The organism is Listeria sp. ILCC792 (assembly GCF_900186135.1).
Classification (GTDB): Bacteria; Bacillota; Bacilli; order Lactobacillales; family Listeriaceae; genus Listeria; species Listeria goaensis.
In genome coordinates this window covers 501,764-526,376 of the sequence record NZ_FYBO01000001.1, presented here as the reverse complement: position 1 = coordinate 526,376, position 24,613 = coordinate 501,764, and the positions used below count along the sequence as shown (strand labels likewise).

General features: G+C 40.3%; 28 protein-coding genes. 25 read left to right on the top strand and 3 right to left on the bottom strand.

Annotated elements, in window-relative coordinates:
- The first annotated feature begins 6 nt into the window (after nucleotides 1-6).
- The 5 genes from CFS60_RS02555 (at nucleotide 7) to CFS60_RS02535 (ending at nucleotide 4,779) form a co-directional block, all read left to right on the top strand.
- Nucleotides 7-693, top strand: a complete 687-nt coding sequence (locus CFS60_RS02555; RefSeq protein ID WP_088809045.1) for an ABC transporter ATP-binding protein — start codon at nucleotides 7-9, stop codon at nucleotides 691-693.
- A gap of 282 nt (nucleotides 694-975) precedes the next feature.
- The gene (alaS, locus tag CFS60_RS02550) at nucleotides 976-3,609 is read left to right on the top strand and encodes an alanine--tRNA ligase (protein ID WP_088838785.1); all 2,634 of its coding nucleotides are present in this window, start codon (nucleotides 976-978) and stop codon (nucleotides 3,607-3,609) included.
- Nucleotides 3,610-3,779: 170 nt separating this feature from the next.
- Complete coding sequence (locus CFS60_RS02545; RefSeq protein ID WP_088809043.1) at nucleotides 3,780-4,052, top strand: IreB family regulatory phosphoprotein; 273 nt, start codon at nucleotides 3,780-3,782, stop codon at nucleotides 4,050-4,052.
- Complete coding sequence (gene ruvX / locus CFS60_RS02540) at nucleotides 4,049-4,465, top strand: Holliday junction resolvase RuvX (protein ID WP_088809042.1); 417 nt, start codon at nucleotides 4,049-4,051, stop codon at nucleotides 4,463-4,465. The genes CFS60_RS02545 and ruvX overlap by 4 nt, the downstream gene beginning before the upstream one ends.
- Nucleotides 4,466-4,479: 14 nt before the next feature.
- Nucleotides 4,480-4,779 carry a DUF1292 domain-containing protein gene (locus tag CFS60_RS02535; RefSeq protein WP_088815294.1) on the top strand — a complete coding sequence of 100 codons (300 nt, stop codon included), beginning with the start codon at nucleotides 4,480-4,482 and terminating at the stop codon, nucleotides 4,777-4,779.
- 35 nt (nucleotides 4,780-4,814) lie between these two features.
- Here CFS60_RS02535 and CFS60_RS02530 read toward each other — a convergent pair whose 3' ends face one another.
- Entirely contained in the window at nucleotides 4,815-5,441 is a 627-nt protein-coding gene (locus tag CFS60_RS02530) for a DedA family protein (RefSeq protein ID WP_088809040.1), read from the bottom strand.
- Nucleotides 5,442-5,594: 153 nt separating this feature from the next.
- Here CFS60_RS02530 and CFS60_RS02525 point away from each other — a divergent pair, with 153 nt between their 5' ends.
- From CFS60_RS02525 to CFS60_RS02495, 7 genes are all read left to right on the top strand, one after another.
- Complete coding sequence (locus CFS60_RS02525) at nucleotides 5,595-5,795, top strand: hypothetical protein (protein ID WP_088809039.1); 201 nt, start codon at nucleotides 5,595-5,597, stop codon at nucleotides 5,793-5,795.
- A 146-nt stretch (nucleotides 5,796-5,941) separates the two neighbouring features.
- On the top strand, nucleotides 5,942-7,015 hold the full coding sequence (gene mltG, locus CFS60_RS02520) for an endolytic transglycosylase MltG (RefSeq protein WP_088809038.1): 1,074 nt from the start codon (nucleotides 5,942-5,944) through the stop codon (nucleotides 7,013-7,015).
- Between the two features lie 12 nt (nucleotides 7,016-7,027).
- Complete coding sequence (locus CFS60_RS02515; protein WP_088838784.1) at nucleotides 7,028-7,669, top strand: O-methyltransferase; 642 nt, start codon at nucleotides 7,028-7,030, stop codon at nucleotides 7,667-7,669.
- The gene (gene udk / locus CFS60_RS02510; protein WP_088809036.1) at nucleotides 7,666-8,295 is read left to right on the top strand and encodes a uridine kinase; all 630 of its coding nucleotides are present in this window, start codon (nucleotides 7,666-7,668) and stop codon (nucleotides 8,293-8,295) included. Before CFS60_RS02515 ends, udk begins: the two co-directional genes overlap by 4 nt.
- 191 nt (nucleotides 8,296-8,486) lie before the next feature.
- Nucleotides 8,487-8,966: a transcription elongation factor GreA gene (greA, locus tag CFS60_RS02505; RefSeq protein WP_088809035.1), complete on the top strand. Its 480-nt coding sequence runs from the start codon at nucleotides 8,487-8,489 to the stop codon at nucleotides 8,964-8,966.
- A gap of 33 nt (nucleotides 8,967-8,999) precedes the next feature.
- Nucleotides 9,000-9,635, top strand: a complete 636-nt coding sequence (locus tag CFS60_RS02500) for a YrrS family protein (protein ID WP_088815293.1) — start codon at nucleotides 9,000-9,002, stop codon at nucleotides 9,633-9,635.
- Nucleotides 9,636-9,686: 51 nt separating this feature from the next.
- Nucleotides 9,687-10,388: a 5'-methylthioadenosine/adenosylhomocysteine nucleosidase gene (locus CFS60_RS02495; RefSeq protein ID WP_088809033.1), complete on the top strand. Its 702-nt coding sequence runs from the start codon at nucleotides 9,687-9,689 to the stop codon at nucleotides 10,386-10,388.
- A 36-nt stretch (nucleotides 10,389-10,424) separates the two neighbouring features.
- Here CFS60_RS02495 and CFS60_RS02490 read toward each other — a convergent pair whose 3' ends face one another.
- Nucleotides 10,425-12,227, bottom strand: a complete 1,803-nt coding sequence (locus tag CFS60_RS02490; RefSeq protein ID WP_088809032.1) for a M3 family oligoendopeptidase — start codon at nucleotides 12,225-12,227, stop codon at nucleotides 10,425-10,427.
- A 176-nt stretch (nucleotides 12,228-12,403) separates the two neighbouring features.
- On the opposite strand from CFS60_RS02490, the gene CFS60_RS02485 reads away from it, so the two are divergent.
- The 12 genes from CFS60_RS02485 (at nucleotide 12,404) to holA (ending at nucleotide 22,056) form a co-directional block, all read left to right on the top strand.
- The gene (locus tag CFS60_RS02485; RefSeq protein ID WP_088809031.1) at nucleotides 12,404-12,925 is read left to right on the top strand and encodes a YqeG family HAD IIIA-type phosphatase; all 522 of its coding nucleotides are present in this window, start codon (nucleotides 12,404-12,406) and stop codon (nucleotides 12,923-12,925) included.
- Entirely contained in the window at nucleotides 12,922-14,022 is a 1,101-nt protein-coding gene (gene yqeH / locus CFS60_RS02480) for a ribosome biogenesis GTPase YqeH (protein WP_088838783.1), read from the top strand. Before CFS60_RS02485 ends, yqeH begins: the two co-directional genes overlap by 4 nt.
- A 12-nt stretch (nucleotides 14,023-14,034) precedes the next feature.
- Complete coding sequence (gene aroE, locus CFS60_RS02475; RefSeq protein ID WP_088838782.1) at nucleotides 14,035-14,844, top strand: shikimate dehydrogenase; 810 nt, start codon at nucleotides 14,035-14,037, stop codon at nucleotides 14,842-14,844.
- A gap of 10 nt (nucleotides 14,845-14,854) precedes the next feature.
- Nucleotides 14,855-15,145, top strand: a complete 291-nt coding sequence (gene yhbY, locus CFS60_RS02470) for a ribosome assembly RNA-binding protein YhbY (protein ID WP_088838781.1) — start codon at nucleotides 14,855-14,857, stop codon at nucleotides 15,143-15,145.
- 15 nt (nucleotides 15,146-15,160) lie between these two features.
- Entirely contained in the window at nucleotides 15,161-15,730 is a 570-nt protein-coding gene (locus CFS60_RS02465) for a nicotinate-nucleotide adenylyltransferase (protein WP_088809027.1), read from the top strand.
- Nucleotides 15,720-16,307, top strand: a complete 588-nt coding sequence (gene yqeK, locus CFS60_RS02460) for a bis(5'-nucleosyl)-tetraphosphatase (symmetrical) YqeK (protein WP_088809026.1) — start codon at nucleotides 15,720-15,722, stop codon at nucleotides 16,305-16,307. The genes CFS60_RS02465 and yqeK overlap by 11 nt, the downstream gene beginning before the upstream one ends.
- A complete protein-coding gene (rsfS, locus tag CFS60_RS02455; RefSeq protein ID WP_088809025.1) occupies nucleotides 16,300-16,656 on the top strand; it encodes a ribosome silencing factor in 357 nt (118 codons plus the stop codon). Before yqeK ends, rsfS begins: the two co-directional genes overlap by 8 nt.
- Before the next feature lie 15 nt (nucleotides 16,657-16,671).
- A complete protein-coding gene (locus tag CFS60_RS02450) occupies nucleotides 16,672-17,403 on the top strand; it encodes a class I SAM-dependent methyltransferase (RefSeq protein WP_088809024.1) in 732 nt (243 codons plus the stop codon).
- A gap of 85 nt (nucleotides 17,404-17,488) precedes the next feature.
- Nucleotides 17,489-18,097 carry a helix-hairpin-helix domain-containing protein gene (locus CFS60_RS02445; RefSeq protein ID WP_088815290.1) on the top strand — a complete coding sequence of 203 codons (609 nt, stop codon included), beginning with the start codon at nucleotides 17,489-17,491 and terminating at the stop codon, nucleotides 18,095-18,097.
- 61 nt (nucleotides 18,098-18,158) lie between these two features.
- Nucleotides 18,159-18,719 (top strand): ComE operon protein 2, encoded by a 561-nt coding sequence (locus tag CFS60_RS02440; protein WP_088809022.1) that lies wholly within the window; start codon nucleotides 18,159-18,161, stop codon nucleotides 18,717-18,719.
- Between the two features lie 8 nt (nucleotides 18,720-18,727).
- Nucleotides 18,728-20,992 carry a DNA internalization-related competence protein ComEC/Rec2 gene (locus tag CFS60_RS02435; protein WP_369823171.1) on the top strand — a complete coding sequence of 755 codons (2,265 nt, stop codon included), beginning with the start codon at nucleotides 18,728-18,730 and terminating at the stop codon, nucleotides 20,990-20,992.
- Nucleotides 20,993-21,015: 23 nt separating this feature from the next.
- A complete protein-coding gene (gene holA, locus CFS60_RS02430; RefSeq protein WP_088809020.1) occupies nucleotides 21,016-22,056 on the top strand; it encodes a DNA polymerase III subunit delta in 1,041 nt (346 codons plus the stop codon).
- Nucleotides 22,057-22,257: 201 nt separating this feature from the next.
- On the opposite strand, the gene rpsT is transcribed toward holA, so the two are convergent.
- Nucleotides 22,258-22,509 (bottom strand): 30S ribosomal protein S20, encoded by a 252-nt coding sequence (rpsT, locus tag CFS60_RS02425; RefSeq protein ID WP_088809019.1) that lies wholly within the window; start codon nucleotides 22,507-22,509, stop codon nucleotides 22,258-22,260.
- Between the two features lie 241 nt (nucleotides 22,510-22,750).
- Between rpsT and lepA the strand changes: the two genes are divergently transcribed.
- Nucleotides 22,751-24,577: a translation elongation factor 4 gene (lepA, locus tag CFS60_RS02420; RefSeq protein ID WP_088809018.1), complete on the top strand. Its 1,827-nt coding sequence runs from the start codon at nucleotides 22,751-22,753 to the stop codon at nucleotides 24,575-24,577.
- Nucleotides 24,578-24,613 lie beyond the last annotated feature (36 nt).

Genomic DNA, 24,613 nt, shown 5'->3' with positions numbered 1-24,613 from the left:
GTAAGCATGACGAAAATTTTAGAATTTGAACATGTCGATTATTGGTACAAAACAAAAGAGGAAAGTATTTTAACGGATATTAATTACACATTTAAAGCAGGTGTATTTTATACGGTTGTAGGGAGTTCAGGCTCTGGGAAAACAACGTTCCTTTCCTTGGCTGGTGGTTTAGATACGCAAAAATCAGGCGATATTTTTTACAAAGGGCGCTCTTTAAAAGAACTTGGTTTGCCTGTATTTCGGAATAAATATGTATCCATCGTTTTCCAAAGTTATAATCTGTTAACGTATATGACGGCGCTCCAAAATGTGACGACAGCGATGGAAATTACGAAAGTGAAGCATTCGAATCGAAAAGAGTTTGCCCTAGAAATGCTCGAAAAGGTGGGTATTGATGAAAAAATGGCGAAGCAGCGCGTTTTAACACTTAGTGGTGGGCAGCAACAGCGTGTAGCCATCGCAAGGGCACTTTCCTGCGAAACGGATTTGATTGTGGCTGATGAGCCGACTGGAAATCTGGATGAACGCACAAGTAAGGAAGTGGTGCGTTTGTTCCAAGATTTAGCACACAAAGAAGGCAAATGTGTGATTATGGTCACGCACGACCCAGAAATTTCCAAAGTTTCCGATGTGAAACTAACGCTTAAAAATGGACAGTTTGAGTCAAAAGAACAAATGCAATTTAACGGTTGACAGATAAGGGCGGCTTCTCTATAATTTAAATGAATAAGCTAGACTTTGTAAGAATTTAATTTTAGAGATGCTTACTTAAAAAGAGAACTTTTCCTTGGCTGAAAGAAAAGTAGAAGCCTCTACAAATCGCTCTCTTACGTGAAAAAGTCCGTTCATCTGCGTTAAAGATGCTAAAGAGGTAATGATACAAGTCTTGTGTCGTTGCAAACAGGGTGGTACCGCGAGAATTCGTCCCTGTAGCAACGATTCACAAGGCTTATTTTTTTCGAGGAGGAAAATAAAATGAAGCAACTAACGAGCAGTGAAGTAAGACAAATGTTTCTTGATTTTTTTAAGGAGAAAGGCCATACTGTCGAGCCTAGTGCGCCACTTGTTCCTGTAAATGATCCGACACTTCTTTGGATTAACAGCGGTGTCGCGACAATGAAAAAATATTTTGATGGCTCTGTTATTCCAGATAATCCGCGCCTTGTGAATGCGCAAAAATCGATTCGAACGAACGACATTGAAAACGTTGGTAAAACAGCGCGCCATCATACGTTTTTCGAGATGCTTGGCAATTTTTCAATTGGCGATTATTTCAAAGAGGGTGCGATTGAATTCGCGTGGGAATTTTTAACGAGCCCCAAATGGCTTGGTTTTGACCCTGAAAAATTATATGTCACGGTGTATCCAGAAGATAAGGAAGCGAAAACAATTTGGAAAGAAAAAATTGGTTTGACTGACGAACATATCGTTGAAATTGAAGATAACTTCTGGGATATTGGCGGCGGTCCATGTGGTCCGGATAGCGAAATTTTTTATGACCGCGGCGAAGCATTTGGAAATGATCTGAATGACCCAGAACTTTATCCAGGTGGGGAAAATGAACGCTATTTGGAAATTTGGAATTTGGTTTTCTCACAATTTAATCATAACCCTGATGGTTCTTATACACCGCTTCCAAAGCAAAACATTGATACGGGAATGGGTCTTGAACGAGTGGTTTCCATTATTCAAGGTGCGAAAACAAATTTTGAAACGGATTTATTCATGCCAATCATTCGTGAAGTGGAGCTTATTTCTGGTGAAAAATATGGTGTGACGGACGAAAAAGATGTGGCTTTTAAAGTCATTGCGGATCATATTCGTACAGTTGCCTTTGCTACTGGTGACGGTGCGCTGCCATCAAATGAAGGACGTGGTTATGTTCTTCGTCGTTTACTTCGTCGTGCTGTACGCTATGCGAAACAACTTGGCATTAGTGAGCCATTTATGTTTAAACTAGTTCCTACTGTTGGCAAAATCATGAATGCATTTTATCCAGAAGTTGAAAAACAACAAGCGTTTATTGAAAAAGTGATTCGCAGTGAAGAGGAGCGCTTTCATGAAACATTAAATGAAGGCTTAGCCATCTTAGAAGATATTTTGCAAGAAGCGAAAAGCGGCAAGGGTATTATTTCCGGCAAAGACATTTTCAAATTGTATGACACCTATGGTTTTCCGGTTGAATTAACGGAAGAATACGGTCTTGATCACGGGCTGAAAATTGACCATGAAGGCTTTGAAGCGGAAATGAAATTACAGCGCGACCGTGCGCGTGAAGCACGTGCTGATGTTCAGTCGATGCAAGTTCAAGGCGAGCTGCTGGCGAATTTGACGGATGAAAGTACCTTTGTTGGATACGGGCAAACGGTTGTGGACTCTACGATTTTGCATATCATTCAAGAGGATCAACTTATGAGTGAGGCGGTAGCCGGGAGTGACGTTCAGGTTATGTTTAAGGAAACTCCGTTTTATGCCGAAAGTGGGGGTCAAGTGGCGGATCACGGAACGGTTCAAAGTGATGCGGGGCTAGCGTTTGTGAAAGATGTCCAAAAAGCGCCGAACAAGCAAAATCTGCACCAAATTTTGGTGAAAGAAGGCGTGCTCAAAGTTGGCGATAAGGTTCAGCTTACGGTGGACGAGTATGACCGCAAAAAGACGGTGAAAAACCATACAGCGACTCATTTACTGCACCGCGCGCTTAAAGATGTATTAGGTGAACATGTCAACCAAGCGGGCTCACTTGTCGCGCCTGATCGTCTGCGCTTTGACTTCTCGCACTTTGGGCAAATCACAGAGGAAGAACTGTCCAAAATGGAAACAATTGTGAATGAAAAAATCTGGGCGCAGCTTGCGGTCGATATTCGCGAAATGCCGATTGATGAAGCGAAAGCGCTAGGGGCAATGGCTCTATTTGGGGAAAAATACGGTGATGTTGTCCGTGTTGTTAAAATTGGTGACTATAGCATCGAGCTTTGCGGCGGCGTCCACGTGAAAAACACTGCGGAAATTGGTTTGTTTAAAATTCAAAGTGAAACAGGTATTGGTGCAGGCACACGCCGAATTGAAGCGCTCACTGGTGAAGCGGCTTATCATTTTGTGACGGAACAGGAAAACACGCTAAAAGAAGTAGCGAAAATCTTGAAAGCGAAAGCTTCTGACGCGCCACAAAAAATGGAACAGCTGCAAAATGAACTTCGCGAAGTACGCCGTGAAAACGATTCGTTACAAGCGAAACTGGCAAGTGCCGCGAGTGCTGACATTTTTGCTGGCGCTGAAGAAATTGACGGCGTTAAGGTGATTCATAAGCAAGTGAATGCGAAAGACATGGCGAGCTTACGCCAATTTGCCGACAATTGGAAAGACAAAAAAATGGATGGCGTCCTCGTTTTAGGCGCGGTTTCTGGTGAAAAAGTCAACCTCATTGCGGCTGTTTCGAAAGAGGCGATTGAAGCGGGCTTACATGCTGGTAAGATTATTAAGGAAGTGGCGACAATTTGCGGTGGTAACGGCGGCGGCAAGCCTGATTTAGCGCAAGCGGGCGGAAAAGACCCAGCACTACTTGAAAAAGCGCTTGGCGCGGTGCCGGACATCATTCGTAAGCTTAAATAAGTGCAAGCAATTGGCAGTTTGCTTGTTTGACGTGTTGCTCCTCTTAAATGCTTTCGCGAACTCGCTTTAAACAATATTAAAATTGTGTTAAAGTATATAATTTCTTTGTCAATTCTGAACGGTTAGTGTAAAATAGGTGGAAGAGCGAAGGAATTGAGGTGTTTAGAATTATGGGTACTAAAGATCAAACAATGCATTATAATTTCGGTGACGGTTCCATTGAAGAAGATGTCAAAAAGATTATGAGCCAAGTCTATTCAGCGCTTGAAGAGAAAGGGTACAATCCTGTCAATCAAATTGTTGGCTATTTACTTTCTGGAGACCCTGCCTATATCCCGCGCCACATGGATGCCCGAAACTTAATTCGTAAACTGGAACGTGATGAAATCATCGAAGAATTAGTTCGCGCATATTTAAAAAACAACGAAATTGGTGGAAAATGAGAATAATGGGTTTAGACGTCGGCTCTAAAACGGTCGGCGTTGCGATAAGTGATGCACTGGGCTGGACGGCGCAAGGAATTGAAACCATTGCGATTAACGAGGAAGCAAAGCAATTTGGCTATAATCGTGTACAGGAACTTGCGACAGAATATGAGGTAGAAAAGATTATCGTGGGTTTGCCCAAAAATATGAACAACACGCTTGGTCCACGTGCTGAAAGCTCCGAGAAGTACGCAGAAGTTCTTGAAAATCGGACGGGGATAAAAGTCGAGCTTTGGGACGAGCGTTTAACGACGCAAGCGGCTGAACGCACGCTTTTAGAAGCAGATGTAAGTCGAAAAAAAAGAAAGCAAGTCATTGATAAATTGGCAGCTGTGATGATTTTGCAGTCCTACCTAGATGCAAATAATTAAATGAGGTGACGTATATGTCAGAAAACCATAATCACGAGGAAGAACAAAATTTTATTACGATTGTAAACGAAGAAGGACAAGAAGAGCAGTTTGAAATTTTATTTAATTTTGATTCAGAGGAATTTGATAAATCTTACGTGCTTTACTTCCCAGCAGGGGCAAGTGAAGACGAAGAAATCGAAATTTTAGCTTCTTCTTACATTCAAGATGAAGAAGGCAATCAAGGACAACTGATGCCAGTTGAAACTGATGAAGAGTGGGATATGATTGAAGAAATCTTAGCTACTTTTTTAGCGGACGAAGACGAAGAATAATCGAAAAAAGGTATCCCAATTTGGGATACCTTTTTTTAATTTCTTGCCCGCGCTTTTTTATTCCAAATCTTGTATGCAAGCCAAATGACAAAAATGATGCAGAGGGCTAAAATTCCATATGTAATGGGGCGCGTGTATTTTTCAACGATTGACCAATTAGCGCCAAGTGTGTAGCCGAGCCATGTTAAAAATAAATTCCAAGGAATACAGCCAAGAATTGTGTAGAGAATAAATTTTGAAACGTTCATTTTGGCAATTCCAGCGGGAAGTGAGATAAATGTGCGGATAACCGGGAGGATGCGGCCGAAAAAGACAGCACTTGCTCCGTAGCGATTAAACCAAATTTCGGCTTTATCAAGATGTTTGACGTTTAAGAAAATATATTTGCCGTATTTTAAGACGAGTGTTCGTCCGCCAGCTTTTCCGATGTAGTAGGCAATGAGTGAGCCGACTAAGTTTCCGGCGATACCCGCAAATACGACAAGCCAAAAATTGAGTTTTCCAGCTTCAGCCATAAAACCACCAAATAGCATGACAACTTCGCTAGGCAGGGGGATACAGACGCTCTCGATTAGCATCGCAAGGAAAATCCCGAAATGTCCAAAGGTATCAATTAAATACATGACAAAATCTTGAAGGCTTTGAATAATTGTATGTAACATAAAAAGACTCCTTCTAAATACAATAGTGACTTTGTTATTATAGCATAAGGAAATCATAACGCGTTATTTTTTATAAAAGAAAAGGTTTTTGTATGTTTTTTCGCGTAATCTTTGTTATGATAGTTTTATTCCAAAAATGAAAGAAGGGTTACCATGGAAAAATTTGTTGTGACGGTTCATATGGTGAGCGGGCGTACATACAGCAAAACAGTAGAGAGCGATTCGCAGAAAAAAGCGATTTCGGAGGCGTTAGTGCCAACAGGAGAGGGAACATTTTTACTGGATGATAATGAAGGTCGTTCGGTTAGACTATATAAACGCAATATTGAATCAGTGGAATCGATTGAAGCTTAAAGGTGCCGAAAATTCTGAAAGTGACTTCGCTTTCAGGATTTTTTTTATGAAATATTAAAATTTGTTAAAAAAAATAAATACGCATAGTAATGTGCGGAAAAAATCGGTATAATGGACTGGATAATGTAAAGAAACGAGGGGTCTACTTGAGTAAGTCTAAAGGTAAAAAAATGACCATTATTATTTCTGCCATCGTTCTAGTTCTTATAATTGCCACTTTTTCAGGATATTTTTATATCCAAAGTCAACTAGGGGCGAAAGATGCGGATAGTAAAGCGGAAGTTATTGTTGAGATTCCATCAGGGTCAAATGTGAAAGATATTGGCAATCTATTAGAAGAGAAAAACGTGATTAATGATGCGAGAGTTTTTTCATACTATGTTAAATATACGAATGAAAATAATTTAAAAGCAGGTAAATATCAACTCAGCCCATCAATGGATACGGATGAAATTGTGAAAGTCTTAAAAGAAGGCGATACAGTTGCTCCTGAAAAACTCGTCATTCCAGAAGGGTATGCACTGGATCAAATTGCGGAAAGAATCGTGAATTACCAACCTAACTTGAAGAAAAATGACGTTTTAAAAACGATGGATGACCCAAGTTTTGTGAAAGAAATGATTAAAAAATATCCTGACACGGTGACAGATGCTGTGCTGAATAAAGACATTAAACATCCGCTAGAAGGCTACTTATATCCAGCGACGTATACGTTTAAAGATGCAAATGCTAGTGCGGAGACGATTATCGAAGAAATGATTAAAGCAACGGACACGAACTTAGCGCCGTACCGTGCGGAATTAGCGAAGCAACAGAAGTCGGTTCACGAATTTTTAACGATGTCTTCCTTAATTGAAAAAGAAGCGACAGAAAATGTAGACCGCAAAAAAATCGCAAGCGTTTTTTACAACCGCTTGGACGAAAATATGCGCCTCCAAACCGATCCAACAGTACTTTACGCACTCGGAGAACATAAGGACAGAACCCTTTATTCGGATTTAAAAGTAGATTCACCTTACAATACTTATCGTGTGAACGGCTTACCGCCGGGCCCGATTGCAAATAGCGGTCAAAATTCGATGGAAGCAGCGCTCTATCCAGAAAAAACCGACTATCTATACTTTTTAGCGAATACAAAAACAGGGAAAGTTTATTTTTCAAAAACATTAGACGAACATAATCGCTTGAAAGAAGAGCATATTACAAGCAATCAAGAGTAAGAGGGGAAGTTTATGAATCAAACTATTCAAGATTACCTAGTTGCGCAAATTCCAAAACGATCTGTTTTCTTTACAAAAATGGAAGAGTTTGCGAAAGAAAATCATGTGCCTATTATGGAAGCAGATTCCTTGCACGCGATGCTACAAATTATGGCAATTCAACAGCCAAAGCGCATTTTAGAGCTTGGAACGGCAATTGGTTATTCAGCACTACGCATGCAAGACGTACTCCCAAACGCTGAAATTGTAACGATTGAGCGCGATGAGGAACGTCATCAGACGGCCTTGGAAAACATTGAACGCTACGGGGCGAACAATATTGATTGTGTGCTCGGAGATGCGCTAATTGACGCGGATAAGCTGCTTGAAAAGGGACCGTATGATGCCATTTTTATTGATGCAGCGAAAGCGCAATATGAAAAATTTTTCGCGCTTTATACGCCAAGTTTAAATCAAAAGGGCGTTTTATACAGCGATAATGTTTTATTTAAAGGACTCGCGCTTGATGAATCCGATGAGGTTAAGAAAAAGGCACGTGTTGCTCGTAAAATGCGAGATTTCAACCAATTTTTAGTGGAACAAGAAAATTTTGTGACGACAACAATTCCGCTGGGAGATGGACTTGCGATTACTAGAAGGAGCGAAATATCATGAAGAAAAAGCCAGTTGTTGTGGGAGTTACAGGTGGATCAGGCTCAGGAAAGACGAGCGTATGCAAAAAAATATTTGATCATTTTGATGAACATTCTATTTTAATGATTGAACAAGATTTTTATTACAAAGATCAAACGGAACTTTCTTTTGAAGAAAGACTTAAAACTAATTACGATCATCCACTCGCGTTTGATACCGACTTATTAATTGAACATGTTAAGCAGCTGCTCCGTTTTGAAGCGATTGATAAGCCCGTATATGATTATACGAAACATACGCGTTCAGATATGCTTATTCATCAAGAGCCACGCGACGTTATCATTTTAGAAGGTATTTTAATTTTAGAAGATCCTCGGCTGCGCGATTTAATGGATATTAAAGTCTATGTCGATACAGATGATGACATTCGCATTATTCGTCGTCTGCTGCGTGATATTAAAGAACGAGAACGCTCGCTTGATTCCGTTATCGAGCAATATTTAACGGTTGTCAAACCGATGCATAACGAGTTTATCGAGCCTACAAAAAAATATGCCGATATTATTATTCCAGAAGGCGGGCAAAATCATGTGGCGATTGATTTAATGACAACGAAAATAGCAAGCGTGCTTCAGGAAAATATGTAATAAGATTCGTTGGGCTTGTCAAAGTATCCAAATTACTGTAAAATTTGCGTTATGAAATGAAAGAGATTTGCTTACTACTTGAAAGAAAGAACGGTTATCTTTCTTGCGTAAAGTAAATATTCGATCATGGTGCGGGGATAGTCTCCGTACTTTTCTATACAAAGAAATGTTCAAAAAGGAGAGAAACTATTTTGGCAACTGAAAAAGTATTTCCAATGACCCTTGAAGGGAAAGCAAAATTAGAAAATGAATTACATGAATTAAAAACTGTAAAACGTAAAGAAGTTGTTGAGCGCATTAAAATTGCGCGTGGTTTCGGTGACTTATCCGAGAACTCGGAATATGATTCCGCAAAAGATGAGCAAGCATTCGTTGAAGGACGGATTACGACAATTGAAAACATGCTTCGTAACGCGCACATCATTGATGGCTCAGAAGTCGATAATGATACGGTTTCACTCGGCAAAAAGGTAACTTTTGCGGAAGTTCCAGGCGGCGATGAAGAAACGTACACGATTGTCGGTAGTGCGGAAGCTGATCCATTTGAAGGTCGTATTTCTAACGATTCTCCAATCGCTAAAGGTTTAATCGGCCATGCAATTGGTGAAGAAGTAAACATTCAAACGCCAGGCGGCGATATGACCGTTAAAATTATTAAAATTGAAGCATAATCCTGCTTTTGAACAAGGTGGTGAGACTCAAATATGGTGACAAAGCAAAATAAAAATCGCCGTGTGAAGCAAAATAGCGTGGAAGGATCCAGGCTCGAGTCGAACACGAAACGCAAAAAAACAAACTTGATTTTAAATATTTTGATCATCATTGTATCGCTTTTAATCGTTGCTTCGCTTTATTTTGTTATTTTGGCAACCGATAATTCTGATACACCAACAGAAACTAAAACGGCATCTTCTACAACGAAAAAAGAAGATGCCGCAAAAAGTGAGAAGGCTAAAAAAGCAGAAAAACAGGACGAGTCTGCGTCTAAAGACACGACTACGACCGAAAAAAGTGATGATCCAAATGTAAATCAAGTCATTACAAAAGACTGGAAACCTGTCGGAACGAAACAATCGGGTGAACATGTAAACTCTTACGATGCAACTAGCCGTGATTGGAAAGAAAAAATCCAAGCTTTTTCGGAAGCGACAGGAATAGACGCGAATAACATGACACTTTGGTTTGTAGGACGCGGCGCAGATCCAGCTACAGAATCAATCGGAACAGTTTCAGATAAAAGCACACCTGATAAAGCGTATCGCGTATACATTGCTTGGCGTGACGGAGAAGGTTGGCAACCGATGAAAGTGGAAGAGTTAAAGCAAAACGATAAGCGATAAACGCTGGTAAATTTCCGGCGTTTTTATTTGGACAAAAAGGAGGTTTTCCTTGTGATAGGAATTATTGGCGCGATGGAAGAAGAAGTGAAAATTTTAAAAGAGCAAATGACGTTGCTGTTAGAAGAAGAAATCGCAGGAGCAAAATTTTACCGTGGGACAATTTCAGGTCAAGAAGTCGTGCTACTACAATCAGGAATTGGTAAAGTAAATGCCGCGATTTCAACCACTATTTTGTGTGACCATTACAAACCTGAATGCATCATTAATACTGGTTCAGCAGGCGGCCTAGGCGCGAATCTAAATGTGTCAGATGTCATTATTTCAAATCAACTTACTTACGGTGATGTGGATGCGACCGTTTTTGGCTATACATTTGGTCAAGTGCCACAAATGCCAGCTGTCTATCAAGCAGATGCCAATTTGCTAAAGAAAGTTGAGAAAGTATATTTAAATCAATTAAAAGAAACCACGAGCAAAGTCGTATTCGGATTAATTGCCACAACGGATTCCTTTATTTCAACAGATGAACAACGCGAAAAAATCACTACACATTTTCCAGAAGTAAAGGCGGTCGAAATGGAGGCAACGGCTATAGCACAAGTAGCGCATCAGTTTGATATCCCGTTTGTGATTATCCGCGCGCTATCTGATGTTGCGGACAAAGAAGCCGCAATTTCCTTCGATGAATTCCTAGAAACAGCAGCAAAAGCTTCATCAGAATGCATTTTAGCCCTTCTAAAAGAATGGAATTAAAAAAGCGAGAATCCACTAGGATTCTCGCTTTTGTATTTATAAGTCTTCTGTTAGTTTAAGGAATTCAGAAACATCGTTCACGGTAATTTGAACGGCGCTTTCCCAGAAATCAGGTTTTGTTAAATCAACGCCGAGATGTTTTTTGGCAAGTTCTTCCGTTGTCATCGCACCAGTATCTTTTAAGAGTGCAATGTATTTATCTTCGTAGCTTTCGCCCTCTTGAATGGCTTTATTATATATACCAAGCGAGAAGAGGTAGCCAAATGTGTACGGGAAGTTGTAAAATGGCACTTCTGAAATGTAAAAATGAAGTTTGGAAGCCCAGAACTGCGGATGATATTCATCAAGTGCATCTAAATAAGCTTCACGCTGGGCTTCTTCCATTAAACGATTCAGTGCGTCTACAGATAAAATACCTGCTTTACGCGCTTCGTAAAAACGTGTTTCGAATAAGAAACGAGCATGGATATTCATGAAGAATGCCACACTGCGCCCAATTTTATCTTCAAGAAGCGTTATTTTTTCTTCTTTTGTGCTGGCTTCCTTCACAGAAGCATCGGCAATAATCATTTCAGCAAATGTAGAGGCAGTTTCAGCAACATTCATGGCGTAGCCAGTATTTTCAAAAGGCTCATCGCGAATCACGTATGAATGGAAAGCATGTCCCAGCTCATGTGCCAGTGTCGCAACGGTACTTGGCGCTCCGTCATAGGTCATAAAAATGCGACTTTCTTTAACAAGAGGGAAGTCTGTGCAAAAACCGCCTGGACGTTTATTGTCGCGATCTTCCGCTTCAATCCACTTGTTGGCGAAAGCATGTTCAGCGAAATGGGCCATTTTAGGACTGAATTTTTGGAACTGTTGAATGATGAAATCCGCGCCTTCTTGGAAAGAATATTTTTTCGTATCTTCACCGAAAACGAGGGGCGCTTCTACGTCATAAAAGCTAAGTTTTGGAACACCAAGTAATTTGGCTTTACGATCTAGGAAAGTGGTAAAGGTACTTTTATGTTCGCGAATCACGTTCCACATCGCGTCAAGTGTGCCTTGCTCCATTCGATTTATCGCAAGCGGTTCAGCGAGCACTTTATCCCATTTACGCATGTCATATGTAGCCAAACGAAAGCCTGCTAAATGGTTCAATGTGTCAGCGAATAGCCGCCCATTTTCCTGCCAACTTTTCGTATAAGCCTGAAAAACCGCTTGGCGGACGTCACGTTTCGGGTGGTTCAACATGTTGAGCGCTTGACCAGCTGAAAGGTCTTTTGTTTCGCCGTCAATCTCGACTTTAACACGAACTTTTGACACGATGGTATCATAGTGGTCAGACCAGCCGCGGTAACCATCAACAGAAAGTGCGTTAATTGCGGCTTCCACTTCTTTCGTTCCTTTTTTCTTGCGATTTGTGCGCGCTTCATTTAAGACGAAAGCAATTTGTTCAAAGCCATTTTGTGTCAGGATTTCATTCCAAACGCGGTCCGAAATTTGCGCAAATTTTTCATGCCATTCGTCTTCTGCCGTTTGCAAAATAGATTGATGTTGGTAAACAAGTGCTGCCAGTTCAAGCGCGCGTTCATCGTTCACATTGGCCGAGGCTAAACATTCTAAATAAGAACTTGCGGTTAATAAAACGCGTGAAATATCAGCGTTTTGATTGATTAAAATGAGAAATTCTGCGGTGTCCTCTGTATTTTCTGGGATACTCCAATCCTGAATGTTTTGCACAAATTGATCGAGCTCTTGTTTGTTTTGTTGGAGTGCATCACGGAGTTCAGTTGAGCTACTGCCACCACTATAAATTGAATCGAGTTCCCAAATAAGAGAATAGTCTTTTGACATGTTTTTTCCTCCCTATCAAACGCGTAATTGTAAGATTATTTCTTCATCATTATAGCATTAAACCATTCTTTTTTTGTAAAAAAAGCAGAAAGATGTTAAAATTTGTAGATTATCTTTGTAAATAACGGTATGATAGTATTTGCAGATTTATACTATATAAAATGGGGTGCGAAAGAGTGCTAAAGCAATTTTCACCAGATCGGATGTTAAATTCTCCGTTTGGAATTACGGCAACGCATATTAAAAGTTTAGGGAAAACAACAATTTTAACTGATTTAGATAATACACTTCTCGCTTGGGACGAAATGGACGCGACGCATGAAATTATTAACTGGTTCACACTGCTTGAAGCGGAAGGCATCAAAGTGATGATTTTATCGAATAATTCGGAGGAACGCGTTGAACGAGTTGCGCGCGCCACACGAATTCCATTTTTAGCCAAAGCCAAAAAACCACTTCGCAAAAATTTCCAAAAAGCGCTGCGCGAGCTTGACTCGACGCCTGAGGAAACGATTATGATTGGCGATCAAATTATGACGGACATTTTTGGTGGTAACAGGCAGAAATTGATGACAATTTTTGTGCGTCCAGTAAAGGAAACGGACGGACTTGCAACGAAATTTAATCGCTTTATGGAGCGAATTATTTTAAAACGGTTAGCGAAAAAGCAACCGATGGAATGGGAGGATTCACTTTGACCGAAGAATTAAGATGTATTGGGTGCGGCGCGATTATCCAGTCTGTGGACAAATCAAAACCGGGTTATGCACCAAAATCTTCACTGGATAAAGAACAAGTCATTTGCCAGCGTTGCTTCCGCTTAAAACATTATAACGAAATCCAAGATGTTTCTTTAACAGATGATGATTTTTTGAAAATCTTAAATGATTTGGGGGCTAAAAAAGCACTCATTGTTTACGTTGTCGATATTTTCGACTTCGATGGGAGCTGGCTGCCTGGACTTCACCGCTTTGTCGGAAGCAACCCAGTGCTTTTGGTCGGAAATAAAGCGGACTTGCTACCAAAGTCTTTAAAACGTGATAAATTAACGCGTTATATGCGCACGCGGGCGAAAGATTTAGGACTTCGCGCGGCAGATGTTGCCCTCATTAGCGCCGAGAAGGGCTACGGCTTTGAATCGCTGATGGAACAAATTGAGGACTTGCGCGACGGGGAGGACGTTTTTGTTGTTGGTTGTACAAACGTCGGAAAATCAACGCTAATTAATCGGATTATTAAATTTGCGACGGGTGAAAACAACGTCATTACGACGTCACAATTTCCAGGAACGACGCTTGATAAAATTGAAATTCCACTTGAAGGAAACCGCGTGTTAGTGGACACACCAGGGATTATTAATCATCATCAAATGGCGCATTTTATCGGTCCAAAAACATTGAAACTCATTACACCGAAAAAAGAAATTAAACCCGTTGTCTACCAATTAAATAGTGCGCAGACGTTATTTTTTGGTGCGCTTGCACGTCTTGATTTCACGGAAGGTGGGCGCTTATCGTTTATCGTTTACATGTCGAACCAGCTTGAGCCACACCGGACGAAATTAGAAAAAGCAGATCACCTTTACGAAACACAAAAAGGCTTGATTTTAAGTCCGCCGAGTGAAGAAGACATGGCAGATTTACCAGAACTTGTTCCCCACACGTTTGTCATTCGCGAAAAAGCGGATATCGTATTTTCAGGATTAGGCTGGGTATGTGTGCCAAACGGCCATGTTAAAGTAACAGCATGGGTGCCAAAAGGCGTCAACGTGACGATTCGCGAACCGCTTATTTAGGAGGCATACGGAATGGAAAAATTTGCAGTAATCGGCAACCCAATTGCGCATTCGCTTTCGCCAGAAATGCATCATGCAGCGATTCACGCACTCGGTATGGAAGCCGTCTACACACGCCAAAAAATCGATATCGAACAATTTAACACGGAAATCCCTCTTTTTATGGAAAAAATGGAAGGTTTTAATGTTACCGTACCGTTTAAAGAACGCATCATTCCTTTTTTAGATAGCCTCGATGAGTTTGCCGAAAAATGCGGGGCAGTCAACACGGTCGTTCGGAGAAATTCAAAGTGGGTAGGCTATAACACAGATGGTTTGGGCTATCTTGCTGGCCTAGCTGAAATCCACCCGCTACGCCCAACTGATTCAGTCTTAATCATCGGCGCGGGCGGTGCAAGTAAAGGCATTTATTTGGCGATTAAGGAAAAAATTGGAAGTCGCGTGGTGGTGGCGAACCGCACCATTTCAAAGGCGGAACAGCTAATTCAAGGCTATCCGGAAGATGCTGCGCTCACCATTTCGGAGGCGGAAAAACAATTGGCGTCTTTTTCAGTTGTGATTCAAACGACCTCAGTTGGTCTCCTGAAAACCGCGAATGAAACGCCACTGTCATTAGCTAATTTGCGTCCGGGGACAATTGTTAGCGATATAATTTATAATCCGAAAAAAACGCCATTTTTAAAAGAAGCAGAAGAGAAGCGGGCAATCATTCAAAACGGCTTGCCGATGTTTATTCATCAAGGCGCACTTGCCTTTGAATTATGGACGGGGCAAAAGCCTGATACAGAAATTATGAAACAGGCGGTGCTTGCTTCATTATAGGAGGAAAACGATGTTAACAAACCCACAAAAACGTTATTTACGAAAAAATGCGCATTCGCTTCACCCGATTTTTCAAGTTGGAAAAGGCGGCGTGACACCAAATATGGTGATTCAAATTGCGAAAGCGCTTGAAGCTCGTGAACTCATTAAAATTTCCGTTTTACAAAATTGTGAAGTTCCAAAAGAAGAAGTGGCGGAAACAATTAGTGGCCGGGCCGGCGCCGAACTAGTTCAAGTGATTGGCCGCACTATTATTTTATATAAAGAATCGAAAACTAAAAAACAAATTGTATTACCTTAAATTTGAGGTGAAACTATGAAAAAGCGCGTTGGTATTTTAGGTGGCACTTTTGATCCGCCACATATTGCTCATTTGATTATTGCAAACGAGGTCAGGGTAGCGCTGAACTTGGAACAAATTATTTTCCTCCCAAATTCAGTTCCACCGCATAAAGAGAGCGGGAATGTTTCGGCTACAAACCGCGCTGAGATGTTGCAGCATGCGATTTCTGATAATCCGCATTTTGCAATGGATACGCGTGAACTTTTGCGTGCGGGGAAATCTTTCACTTATGATACAATGAAAGAAATGGTGGAAGAAAATCCAGATACAGACTACTATTTTATTATTGGTGGGGATATGGTAGAATATTTACCAAATTGGTACAACGTTGACCAGTTAGTTCAGCTGGTTCAATTTGTTGGCGTAAATCGCCCAGAATATTGCCTTGAAACGCCTTACCCAGTTAAGAATGTGTTTGTGCCGGAAATGTCTGTGTCGTCTTCACTCATTCGTGAGCGCATGGCGAAAAAGATGCCAATTGACTATTTTTTACCGAAACAAGTTGTGCGGTATGTGAAGGAGCATCAGTTATATGAATCGTGATGAAATGCTTGAAAAAGTACGCCAAGCAATGCCTGAAAAAAGGTTTATTCATACGCTTGGTGTCGAGGAAACGGCCATAAAGCTCGCCAAAATTTATTTTGAATCGGAAGAGAAGGCAAGTATTGCTGCCATTTTGCACGACTATGCGAAATATATCGATGATGCGAAAGCACGCGATATCATCGTGCAAGAGAAGATGAATCCGGAATTTTTGCGCTATCAAAATGCGATTTGGCATGCACCAGTTGGGGCTTACTTGGCGGAGCATGAATTTGGCATTACCGATGAGGCGATTTTAGATGCCATTCGCTGGCATACGACTGGTACAGAAAACATGTCAACACTAGATAAAATTATTTTTTTAGCTGACTATACGGAGCCCGGTCGGGATTTCCCTGGCGTGGACGAAGCGAGAAAAATCACCGCGGCTTCTTTAGACAAAGGAATGTTGTTTGCTCTTGGTCGTACGATTGGCTATTTAGCGAGTAAAGAGCAGCCGATATTCCCAGATACATTTTTAGCTTACAATCATTATGCGTTTTTAATTAAAGAAGGAGATGTTTTGAAATTTGAATAGTTATGATGTACTCATGTTAGTTGCAAAAGCAGCTGACGACAAGCGTGCGGAAGATATTCTAGCACTAAATATGAAAGGTTTGTCTAGTTTTGCCGACTATTTTGTCATTTGTCATGGTAATTCTGATAAACAAGTCGAAGCCATTGCGCGCGAAATTAAAGAACAAGCACAAGAAAATGATGTCGAAGTGAAGCGTTTAGAAGGCTTAGAAGCTGCCCAGTGGGTGCTGATTGATTTAGGCGATGTTATCGTCCACGTATTCCACCGCGATGAACGTTCTTACTACAATTTGGAAAAACTTTGGGGAGATGCCCCGCTTGAAGATGTTTCAAAAGCGTTCACTTCATAAAGGAGATGTACGACTGTGAGCTACGAATTTTTTCCACAAGTGTATGATGAACTAATGGACGTGGAACTCTACGATGAGTGGGCTGATTTCGCACATCAAGTACTTCCAAAGGATAAAAAAACGTTGCTTGATTTGGCAAGCGGGACAGGTGAATTTGCTATTCGCATGCATTTTCAAGGCTACGACGTCACAGGTCTTGACCTATCAGAAGAAATGGTTCACGTGGCAGAAGCTAAAATGAACGCCACCAACCTACCCATTCCTTTTTTGGCAGAAAATATGACCAATTTTTCATTCCAAAAGAGCTTCGATGTTGTGACCTGTTTTTGTGATTCACTCAACTATTTAGAAACCGAAAAAGAGCTAGATGCAACGTTCGAGAGAGTTTATGAACATTTAAATACAGATGGAGCCTTCTTGTTTGATGTGCATTCCGTTTATAAAGTGGACGTTGGTTTTCAAAATTATAGTTACGGTGATAGCGATTTAAGCGTTTCAACGATTTGGAATTCATTTCCCGGAGAAGCGCCTCATTCGGTTGAACATGAGTTAACTTTTTTTGTTGAAAATAGCGATGGTTCTTACTTCCGGAAAGATGAACTCCATAAAGAAAGAACGTATCCGGTTGCGACATATGAAAAAAAATTAATTGCCGCCGGATTTAGCAAAATTAGCGTGTATGCAGATTTTTCGCTGGAAAAACCAGATGAAAAGAGCGAAAGAATCTTCTTTTTAGCAAGAAAGTAGTGTAAAAAACTGCTTTCTTTTTTTATGTCTTCATGAGGAATTTAGTTGCCAATGTCGAATAAGTAAAAATAAAAGGAGATAAAGTATGAAAGAACTGTATCAAAAGTATCCGAAATGGTTTTGGCTTTGCGGGGCAATTGTTTTGTGTATCATCGTAATAAGCTATGTTATGTTGCAACCAGCCACAAATAACGCGGCAAAAGCCGAACTTATTCCCAATGTGCCAAAAGAAGAAACTGCAGAGACCGAAGAAAAGTCGGGGAGTAAAACGGTTGTAGTTGATGTCAAAGGTGCTGTGAAAAATCCGGGCGTTTACGAAATCGCGTTTGATGGGCGTGTAAAAGATGCCATTACTATTTCAGGCGGCTTCACAGCTGAAGCGGACTTAAATGCTATCAATTTAGCAGAGAAATTAAAAGATGAAATGGTGATTACCGTGTATAAAAACGGTGAGGCAAAACAAATTGCATCAAGCGGATCCGCAGAAAATTCTAATGCAGGACAAAAAATAAATCTCAATCAAGCTTCAATCAGTGATTTACAACAAGTGCCGGGCATTGGTGCGGCGAAAGCAAAAGCAATTCTAGAATACCGTGAAAAAGAAGGTTTATTTCAAACGATAAATGACTTAAAAAATGTCAGTGGAATTGGCGAAAAGACCGTTGAGAAGTTAAAAGAGTATGTAGAGGTTTAAATTTTTGATTGACTCCCTAAAACATCAAATTTATACTTAAAGGTGAAAGTGAGGTAGAATCATGAAACGTATTGCTTGGGACCAGTTTTTTATGGCGCAAAGCCATCTAATTTCTTCGAGAAGTACATGCACACGCCTAATGGTAGGTGCAACAATTGTACGTGATAAACGCATTATTGCTGGCGGATATAATGGCTCTATCGCAGGTGGTGACCACTGCGCTGAACACGGTTGTTTAGTCGTGGAAGGTCACTGTATTCGAACCATTCATGCTGAAATGAATGCCATTTTACAATGTGCAAAGTTTGGCGCATCAACAGACGGCGCAGAAATGTATGTCACGCATTTTCCTTGTGTGGCATGTTGTAAATCCATAATTCAAGCGGGCATTAAAACGGTCTGCTACGCGGTAGACTACAAAAATCACGCCTATGCTGTCGAATTGTTCCAACAAGCAGGAGTAGAAGTGAAAAAAATCCCGTTTGATTCACATATTTTTGCGGGAGAAAAATTAAATAAAGAAGAGCTACTTGATGAAGTCAAGCAAGCTGCTATTTCCGAACAAATACCTGATGAATATATCCAAAAGCTCTATGCGAACTTAGAAAACAGACTATCTTAAGAAACGGAGTGAAGGCCATCGAACGATATACATTTTTTTCGGTTGTGGTTCTTATCTTTTCCATTTTAGGAGTCTTTTTGACTCCTCTTTTTTTAGCCATCAATTTCGCACTATGCCTCATATTAAGCTTAAAAGATAAAAAGTGTATGCTCTTATTTTTTGTGGCAATTGCGACCTTTCTGTATATAACTACGGTAGAACAACGCAATGTAAGCAAGTTAAAACCAGAAGAAATAAAAGTAGCTAATTTCATTCAATCCGAATTGAAAATTGATGGGGACAAACTGCAATTCATTTCCTTTTATCAACAAGAAAAAATTCTTGTCACATATAAAATCACTTCAAAAGCTGAAAAAGAACTTCTTCAAAAGTTAAAACTGGGTATGTCCTACACAGCTAACGCGACCTTAGAACGCCCTACACCCAATCGAAATGATGCCCAGTTTAATTACCAAAATTATTTAAAACACAAAGGAATTCACTATGTAGCGAAGGCTACAAATATTCAATTTGGGGAGTCGAAAAAGGAAAATTTCCTTCAAAAAGTTGAAAATATTAGACATTCGATTATCGACTACATCGAACGAACTTATGACGAAAAAGCTTCGCCGTACGTTGCGGCTTTAATTGTTGGCGAAAAAAGTTTATTTGATGATGATATTTTTAGCCAATATCAAAAACTCGGCGTTGTGCATCTTTTGGCTATTTCAGGCCTGCATGTTAGTTTGTTTGTATCGCTTTCTTTCGGGCTGTTCCTTCGTGCCGGTTTAACGCGTGAAGCGAGTCGAGTGCTGCTGCTCATTTTAATCCCAGCCTACGCCTTATTAGCAGGATGTAATCCACCAGTTATTCGAGCCGCTGGAATGAGTTTTTTAGTTGTACTTTTTGCGAAGAAGCTATCTGCTTTGTCGGCTATTTCACTTACATTCATACTTTTTGTCCTCTTAAATCCGTATGTTGTTTTTGAAGTAGGATTCCAATTAACATATAGCGTCGCCTTTGCTATCATTTTATCAAGGAAGATTGTAAATCGAATAGCGAATATGTGGTTGAGTGGCCTTACCATATCGATTATTTCCACATTAGCATCTTCTATCGTAATGATGTTTCATTTCTATGAGTTTTCGGTTATTGGAATTTTGCTCAATATTTTTTACGTACCTTTATTTTCAGTCATCATTGTGCCACTTGTTTTTTTGTGTTTTTTCATGTCTTTACAGCCGCTGTTTTTTGTCATTCCAAACTTCATACTTACACAGCTTCTTCATTTCACCGAGCAAGTGACACAAATATTAGCGGAGCTACCTTTTAAGAGTATTGTAACTGGCAGACCAAACGGGATTTTCCTATGTTTATTTATCATTATCCTATTTCTCTTTTTCATGTTACTTGAAAAACAATACTTTAAACGGGCATTTTTCATTTTTGTTGTTTATTTAAGTCTATGCAATTGGCAAAATTTCCCACTTAAAGGGGAAGTCGTTTTCATTGATGTGTCGCAAGGGGATAGCATTTTGATACAGTTACCTCGAAATGCTGGCACCTTTTTAATCGATACTGGGGGAACACTCCCTTTTGCAAAAGAAGAGTGGCAGAGGAAACAAAAAGAGTTTTCGATAGGGACAAACGTGTTAGCGCCTAGTTTAAAAGCGCGTGGGGTTAAGCAGCTCGATAAAGTTTTTATTACGCATGCAGATGCGGATCATATGGAGGCGCTAGACGAGCTCGCTAAGGAAATGCGGATTGAACAACTTTATATTAGTGCGGGTTCTGGTCAAAAAGCGATTTTAGGAGCGACTCTTTTGGAGTTAAATGATATTCCTGTGGAGGAGCTTGTGTCAGGTGCACATTTTAATTACGGGGAAAATAGTTTAACGGTTTTACACCCTGATGAAAAAGGCGCAGGTGCTAACGATGATTCGCTTGTCATAAAAGCAAATTTAGATGGTCTGACGTGGCTTTTTACAGGGGATATAGAAGCGCCAGCAGAAGAAGTGCTTCGCAACAAAGATATTCAAGCTGATATTTTAAAAGTTGCGCACCATGGAAGCAAAACATCGACAACCGATGCTTTTGTGAAGGCAGTTAAGCCGCGCTTAGGGCTGATTTCTTGTGGATTAAATAATCGTTTCGGGCATCCACACGCGGAAACGCTTAGGACTCTTGAAAAAAATCAAGTCGCAATTTTCCGAACGGATCAAACTGGAATGATAACATATATTTTTGGCGAAGGGTTTCATTTTACGCTTGAAAAGAAAGCTGGATTGGATTAGGATGGGAGAGAGGAGTGGTTGTTTTGATAGATGAGTGGAAGAAAATAGAACAAAAAAAGATTGCGCCTGTTTACTTAATTATCGGCGTGGAAGATTATATTATCAACGAAACGAAGAAACGACTGCTTGAAAATGTTCTTTCGGAAGAAGATACGGAGTTCAATTATGTCCATTTTGATTTAGATGAAATGCCTATTCAATCAGTGCTTGAAGAAGCGGAAACTTTGCCATTTTTTGGTGAGAAACGCCTTGTGTTAGCTAGCAATCCGACTTTTCTGACGACTGAAAAAAATAAAAGTAAAGTGGAACATCAAACGGAAAAACTAGAAGCGTATTTAAATGAACCGGTTGATTATTCCATTCTATGCTTCATTGCCCACGTTGAAAAGCTGGATGAGCGTAAAAAACTTACGAAGCTGCTGAAAAAAACAGCGACAGTTATTGAAGCGAAACGTCCAAATGAAAAAGAATTTATTGGCTGGATACAAAACAAAGTGAAGCAAAATGAATTCGAGATGAAACAAGATGCCATTTTGCGTCTATTTGAACTTACAAGCGGAAATTTGACTACGGCGATGAATGAACTAGACAAACTCATGCTTTTTAAATTTGAAGAAAAGCAAATTGGGTTAAGTGACGTTGATGATTTAGTCGTTCGCTCACTGGAGCAAAATATCTTTTTACTGCTCGACAAATTGATTGCCCAAGACATTTCAGGTGCACTTCGAATTTATTATGACTTATTGAAACAAAAAGAGGAGCCAATTAAAATTATGGCTTTAATTGGAAGTCAGTTCCGGCTTCTAAGTCAGCTTAAAATTTTAGAAAAAGAAGGCTATAGTTCGCAACAAGCGGCAGGCACGTTGAAAGTTCACCCATTTCGGGCGAAGCTAGCGGCAAAACAAGCACGTGGATTTAGTCAGGAAGAACTTAATTATGCTTTGCTACGTATTTCAGAGATTGATTTAGAGTTGAAAACGGGAGTTGGGAATAGGGAGCAAAAATTGGAATGGTTTTTGTTTGAGCTGGAGGACTATCGTAAAAGACAAAAAGACCTTATATAAGGTCTTTCAGCTTGTAGAAAAACGCTAAACGTAAGCCAAACAAAACGTACTAAGCACAATCAGACTGATGCCAAATGATGAGATTCTCACGCATTGCCGAGTACCGGAGCGGAGGCAAGAACTCCGAAGATTGTCGTTTATCATCAGTCTGGGGCTTTTTGTGCAAACAAAAAACACCACCGACAGTGATGTTTTCATCGATTATTTAACTTTAGCAGCTAAACGAGATTTGTTACGAGCCGCTTTGTTTTTATGAATCAAGCCTTTAGATACAGCAGAATCGATTTTTTTGCTGGCATCAACAAATAATTCTTGTTTGTTGTCAGCGTTAGTAGCAGCAGCTTCTTCTACTTTTTTAATGGCTGTACGCATTGCGGAACGTTGAGCAACGTTACGGCTGTTGCGTGTTTCAGTTGTTTTTACACGTTTAATCGCAGATTTAATATTTGGCATTCCATTCACCTCCGTCCAAACTAATGAGGTACTATTTATTTCAAAACATACCCTTTTTAAATTACATCAGAACAAATGTTATTATACATAAAGATTGTCGGATTTGCAATAATACTTTCCAATTTTTATTTAAAAATCATTTATTTTTGAAAGAAGTCATTGAATAATCGTGTTTCTACTGATATAATCAAGCTTAGCTTGCCATCTTATAAGGGATGAGCCAAAATCAGGAGCTGGGATAATGAATAAAAAAGAAATGCTAGAAAGACAAAAGAAAATAAGAAATTTTTCCATTATCGCTCACATTGATCATGGGAAATCTACGTTAGCTGATCGTATTTTAGAAAAAACGCATGCTTTGACGCATCGGGAAATGAAAGATCAGTTACTTGATTCGATGGATCTTGAAAGAGAGCGTGGGATTACAATTAAATTAAATGCGGTTCAACTTAGCTATTCTGCTAAAGACGGGGAAACCTACACCTTCCATCTTATCGATACTCCTGGGCATGTCGACTTCACCTATGAAGTGTCGCGAAGTCTTGCCGCGTGTGAGGGCGCTGTTTTAGTTGTGGATGCTGCACAAGGTATCGAGGCGCAAACGCTAGCAAATGTTTATTTGGCGCTCGATAATGATTTAGAAATCTTACCTGTTATTAATAAAATTGATTTACCTGCGGCTGACCCGGAGCGTGTTCGCGAGGAAATTGAAGATGTTATCGGGCTTGACGCAAGTGAGGCAGTGCTTGCTTCTGCTAAGGCGGGCATCGGCATTGAAGATATTTTAGAGCAAATTGTGGAGAAAGTTCCGGCGCCACAAGGGGATATTGACGCGCCTTTACAAGCGCTTATTTTTGACTCGGTGTTTGATGCGTATCGCGGTGTTATTGCGAACATTCGAATCGTTGAAGGTACAGTGAAAGCTGGGGACAAAATCCGTATGATGTCAAATGGCAAGGAGTTTGAAGTCACAGAGGTTGGAGTTTTTAAACCGAAAGCAACGGCTCAAGATGTTTTAATGGTTGGAGATGTTGGTTATTTGACAGCTTCGATTAAAAATGTTGGAGATACGCGTGTCGGGGATACTATTACGCTTGCAAATAATCCAGCGAAGGAAGCTTTGCCAGGATACCGGAAGTTGAACCCGATGGTGTATTGTGGTTTATATCCGATTGATTCTTCCAAATACAACGACTTGCGTGATGCACTTGAAAAATTGGAATTGAACGATTCTGCACTTCAATTTGAGGCGGAAACTTCTCAAGCACTCGGTTTCGGATTCCGTTCTGGATTTTTGGGACTTTTGCATATGGAAATTATTCAAGAGCGGATTGAACGTGAATTTAATATTGATTTGATTACAACAGCTCCAAGTGTTATTTATCATGTGAATTTGACGGACGGGGAACAAATTGTTGTGGATAATCCGGCGGAAATGCCAGAGCCAGGCGTTATTGAATCTGTGGAAGAGCCCTACGTGAAGGCGACGGTGATGGTGCCAAATGAGTACGTTGGTGCGGTTATGGAACTTGCGCAAAATAAACGCGGAAACTTTATTACAATGGAATATTTGGACGATATTCGGGTGAGCATCATTTATGAGATTCCGCTATCTGAAATCGTTTATGATTTCTTTGACCAGTTGAAGTCTAGCACGAAAGGCTATGCATCATTTGACTATGAAGTGCTGGGCTATCAAACTTCGAAGCTCGTTAAGATGGATATTTTACTTAATGGGGAAAAAGTAGATGCACTTAGCTTCATTGTTCACCGTGACTTTGCTTATGAGCGCGGTAAAATTATTGTAGAAAAATTACGCGAACTGATTCCGCGCCAGCAATTTGAAGTGCCGATTCAAGCTGCAATAGGGACTAAAATTGTGGCTCGCTCGACGATTAAAGCTTTGCGTAAGAACGTCTTAGCAAAATGTTACGGCGGGGACGTATCGCGTAAACGCAAATTGCTTGAGAAACAAAAAGAAGGTAAAAAGCGGATGAAGCAGATTGGATCTGTGGAAGTGCCACAAGAAGCCTTTATGGCTATTTTGAAAATGGACGACAATCAATAAAACAAAAGAGTTGCCACTCATTTTTGGCAGCTCTTT

What these genes read in the sequence shown, in the direction of transcription:
- CFS60_RS02530 (WP_088809040.1), bottom strand. Translation starts at nt 5,441, where the DNA reads ATGTTACATACAATTATTCAAAGCCTTCAAGATTTTGTCATGTATTTA.
- CFS60_RS02535 (WP_088815294.1), top strand. Translation starts at nt 4,480, where the DNA reads ATGTCAGAAAACCATAATCACGAGGAAGAACAAAATTTTATTACGATT.
- CFS60_RS02445 (WP_088815290.1), top strand. Translation starts at nt 17,489, where the DNA reads ATGAAAGAACTGTATCAAAAGTATCCGAAATGGTTTTGGCTTTGCGGG.
- CFS60_RS02440 (WP_088809022.1), top strand. Translation starts at nt 18,159, where the DNA reads ATGAAACGTATTGCTTGGGACCAGTTTTTTATGGCGCAAAGCCATCTA.
- aroE (WP_088838782.1), top strand. Translation starts at nt 14,035, where the DNA reads ATGGAAAAATTTGCAGTAATCGGCAACCCAATTGCGCATTCGCTTTCG.
- ruvX (WP_088809042.1), top strand. Translation starts at nt 4,049, where the DNA reads ATGAGAATAATGGGTTTAGACGTCGGCTCTAAAACGGTCGGCGTTGCG.
- rpsT (WP_088809019.1), bottom strand. Translation starts at nt 22,509, where the DNA reads ATGCCAAATATTAAATCTGCGATTAAACGTGTAAAAACAACTGAAACA.
- lepA (WP_088809018.1), top strand. Translation starts at nt 22,751, where the DNA reads ATGAATAAAAAAGAAATGCTAGAAAGACAAAAGAAAATAAGAAATTTT.
- CFS60_RS02515 (WP_088838784.1), top strand. Translation starts at nt 7,028, where the DNA reads ATGAATCAAACTATTCAAGATTACCTAGTTGCGCAAATTCCAAAACGA.
- alaS (WP_088838785.1), top strand. Translation starts at nt 976, where the DNA reads ATGAAGCAACTAACGAGCAGTGAAGTAAGACAAATGTTTCTTGATTTT.
- CFS60_RS02500 (WP_088815293.1), top strand. Translation starts at nt 9,000, where the DNA reads ATGGTGACAAAGCAAAATAAAAATCGCCGTGTGAAGCAAAATAGCGTG.
- udk (WP_088809036.1), top strand. Translation starts at nt 7,666, where the DNA reads ATGAAGAAAAAGCCAGTTGTTGTGGGAGTTACAGGTGGATCAGGCTCA.
- CFS60_RS02555 (WP_088809045.1), top strand. Translation starts at nt 7, where the DNA reads ATGACGAAAATTTTAGAATTTGAACATGTCGATTATTGGTACAAAACA.
- yhbY (WP_088838781.1), top strand. Translation starts at nt 14,855, where the DNA reads ATGTTAACAAACCCACAAAAACGTTATTTACGAAAAAATGCGCATTCG.
- CFS60_RS02525 (WP_088809039.1), top strand. Translation starts at nt 5,595, where the DNA reads ATGGAAAAATTTGTTGTGACGGTTCATATGGTGAGCGGGCGTACATAC.
- CFS60_RS02545 (WP_088809043.1), top strand. Translation starts at nt 3,780, where the DNA reads ATGGGTACTAAAGATCAAACAATGCATTATAATTTCGGTGACGGTTCC.
- yqeK (WP_088809026.1), top strand. Translation starts at nt 15,720, where the DNA reads ATGAATCGTGATGAAATGCTTGAAAAAGTACGCCAAGCAATGCCTGAA.
- CFS60_RS02490 (WP_088809032.1), bottom strand. Translation starts at nt 12,227, where the DNA reads ATGTCAAAAGACTATTCTCTTATTTGGGAACTCGATTCAATTTATAGT.
- CFS60_RS02465 (WP_088809027.1), top strand. Translation starts at nt 15,161, where the DNA reads ATGAAAAAGCGCGTTGGTATTTTAGGTGGCACTTTTGATCCGCCACAT.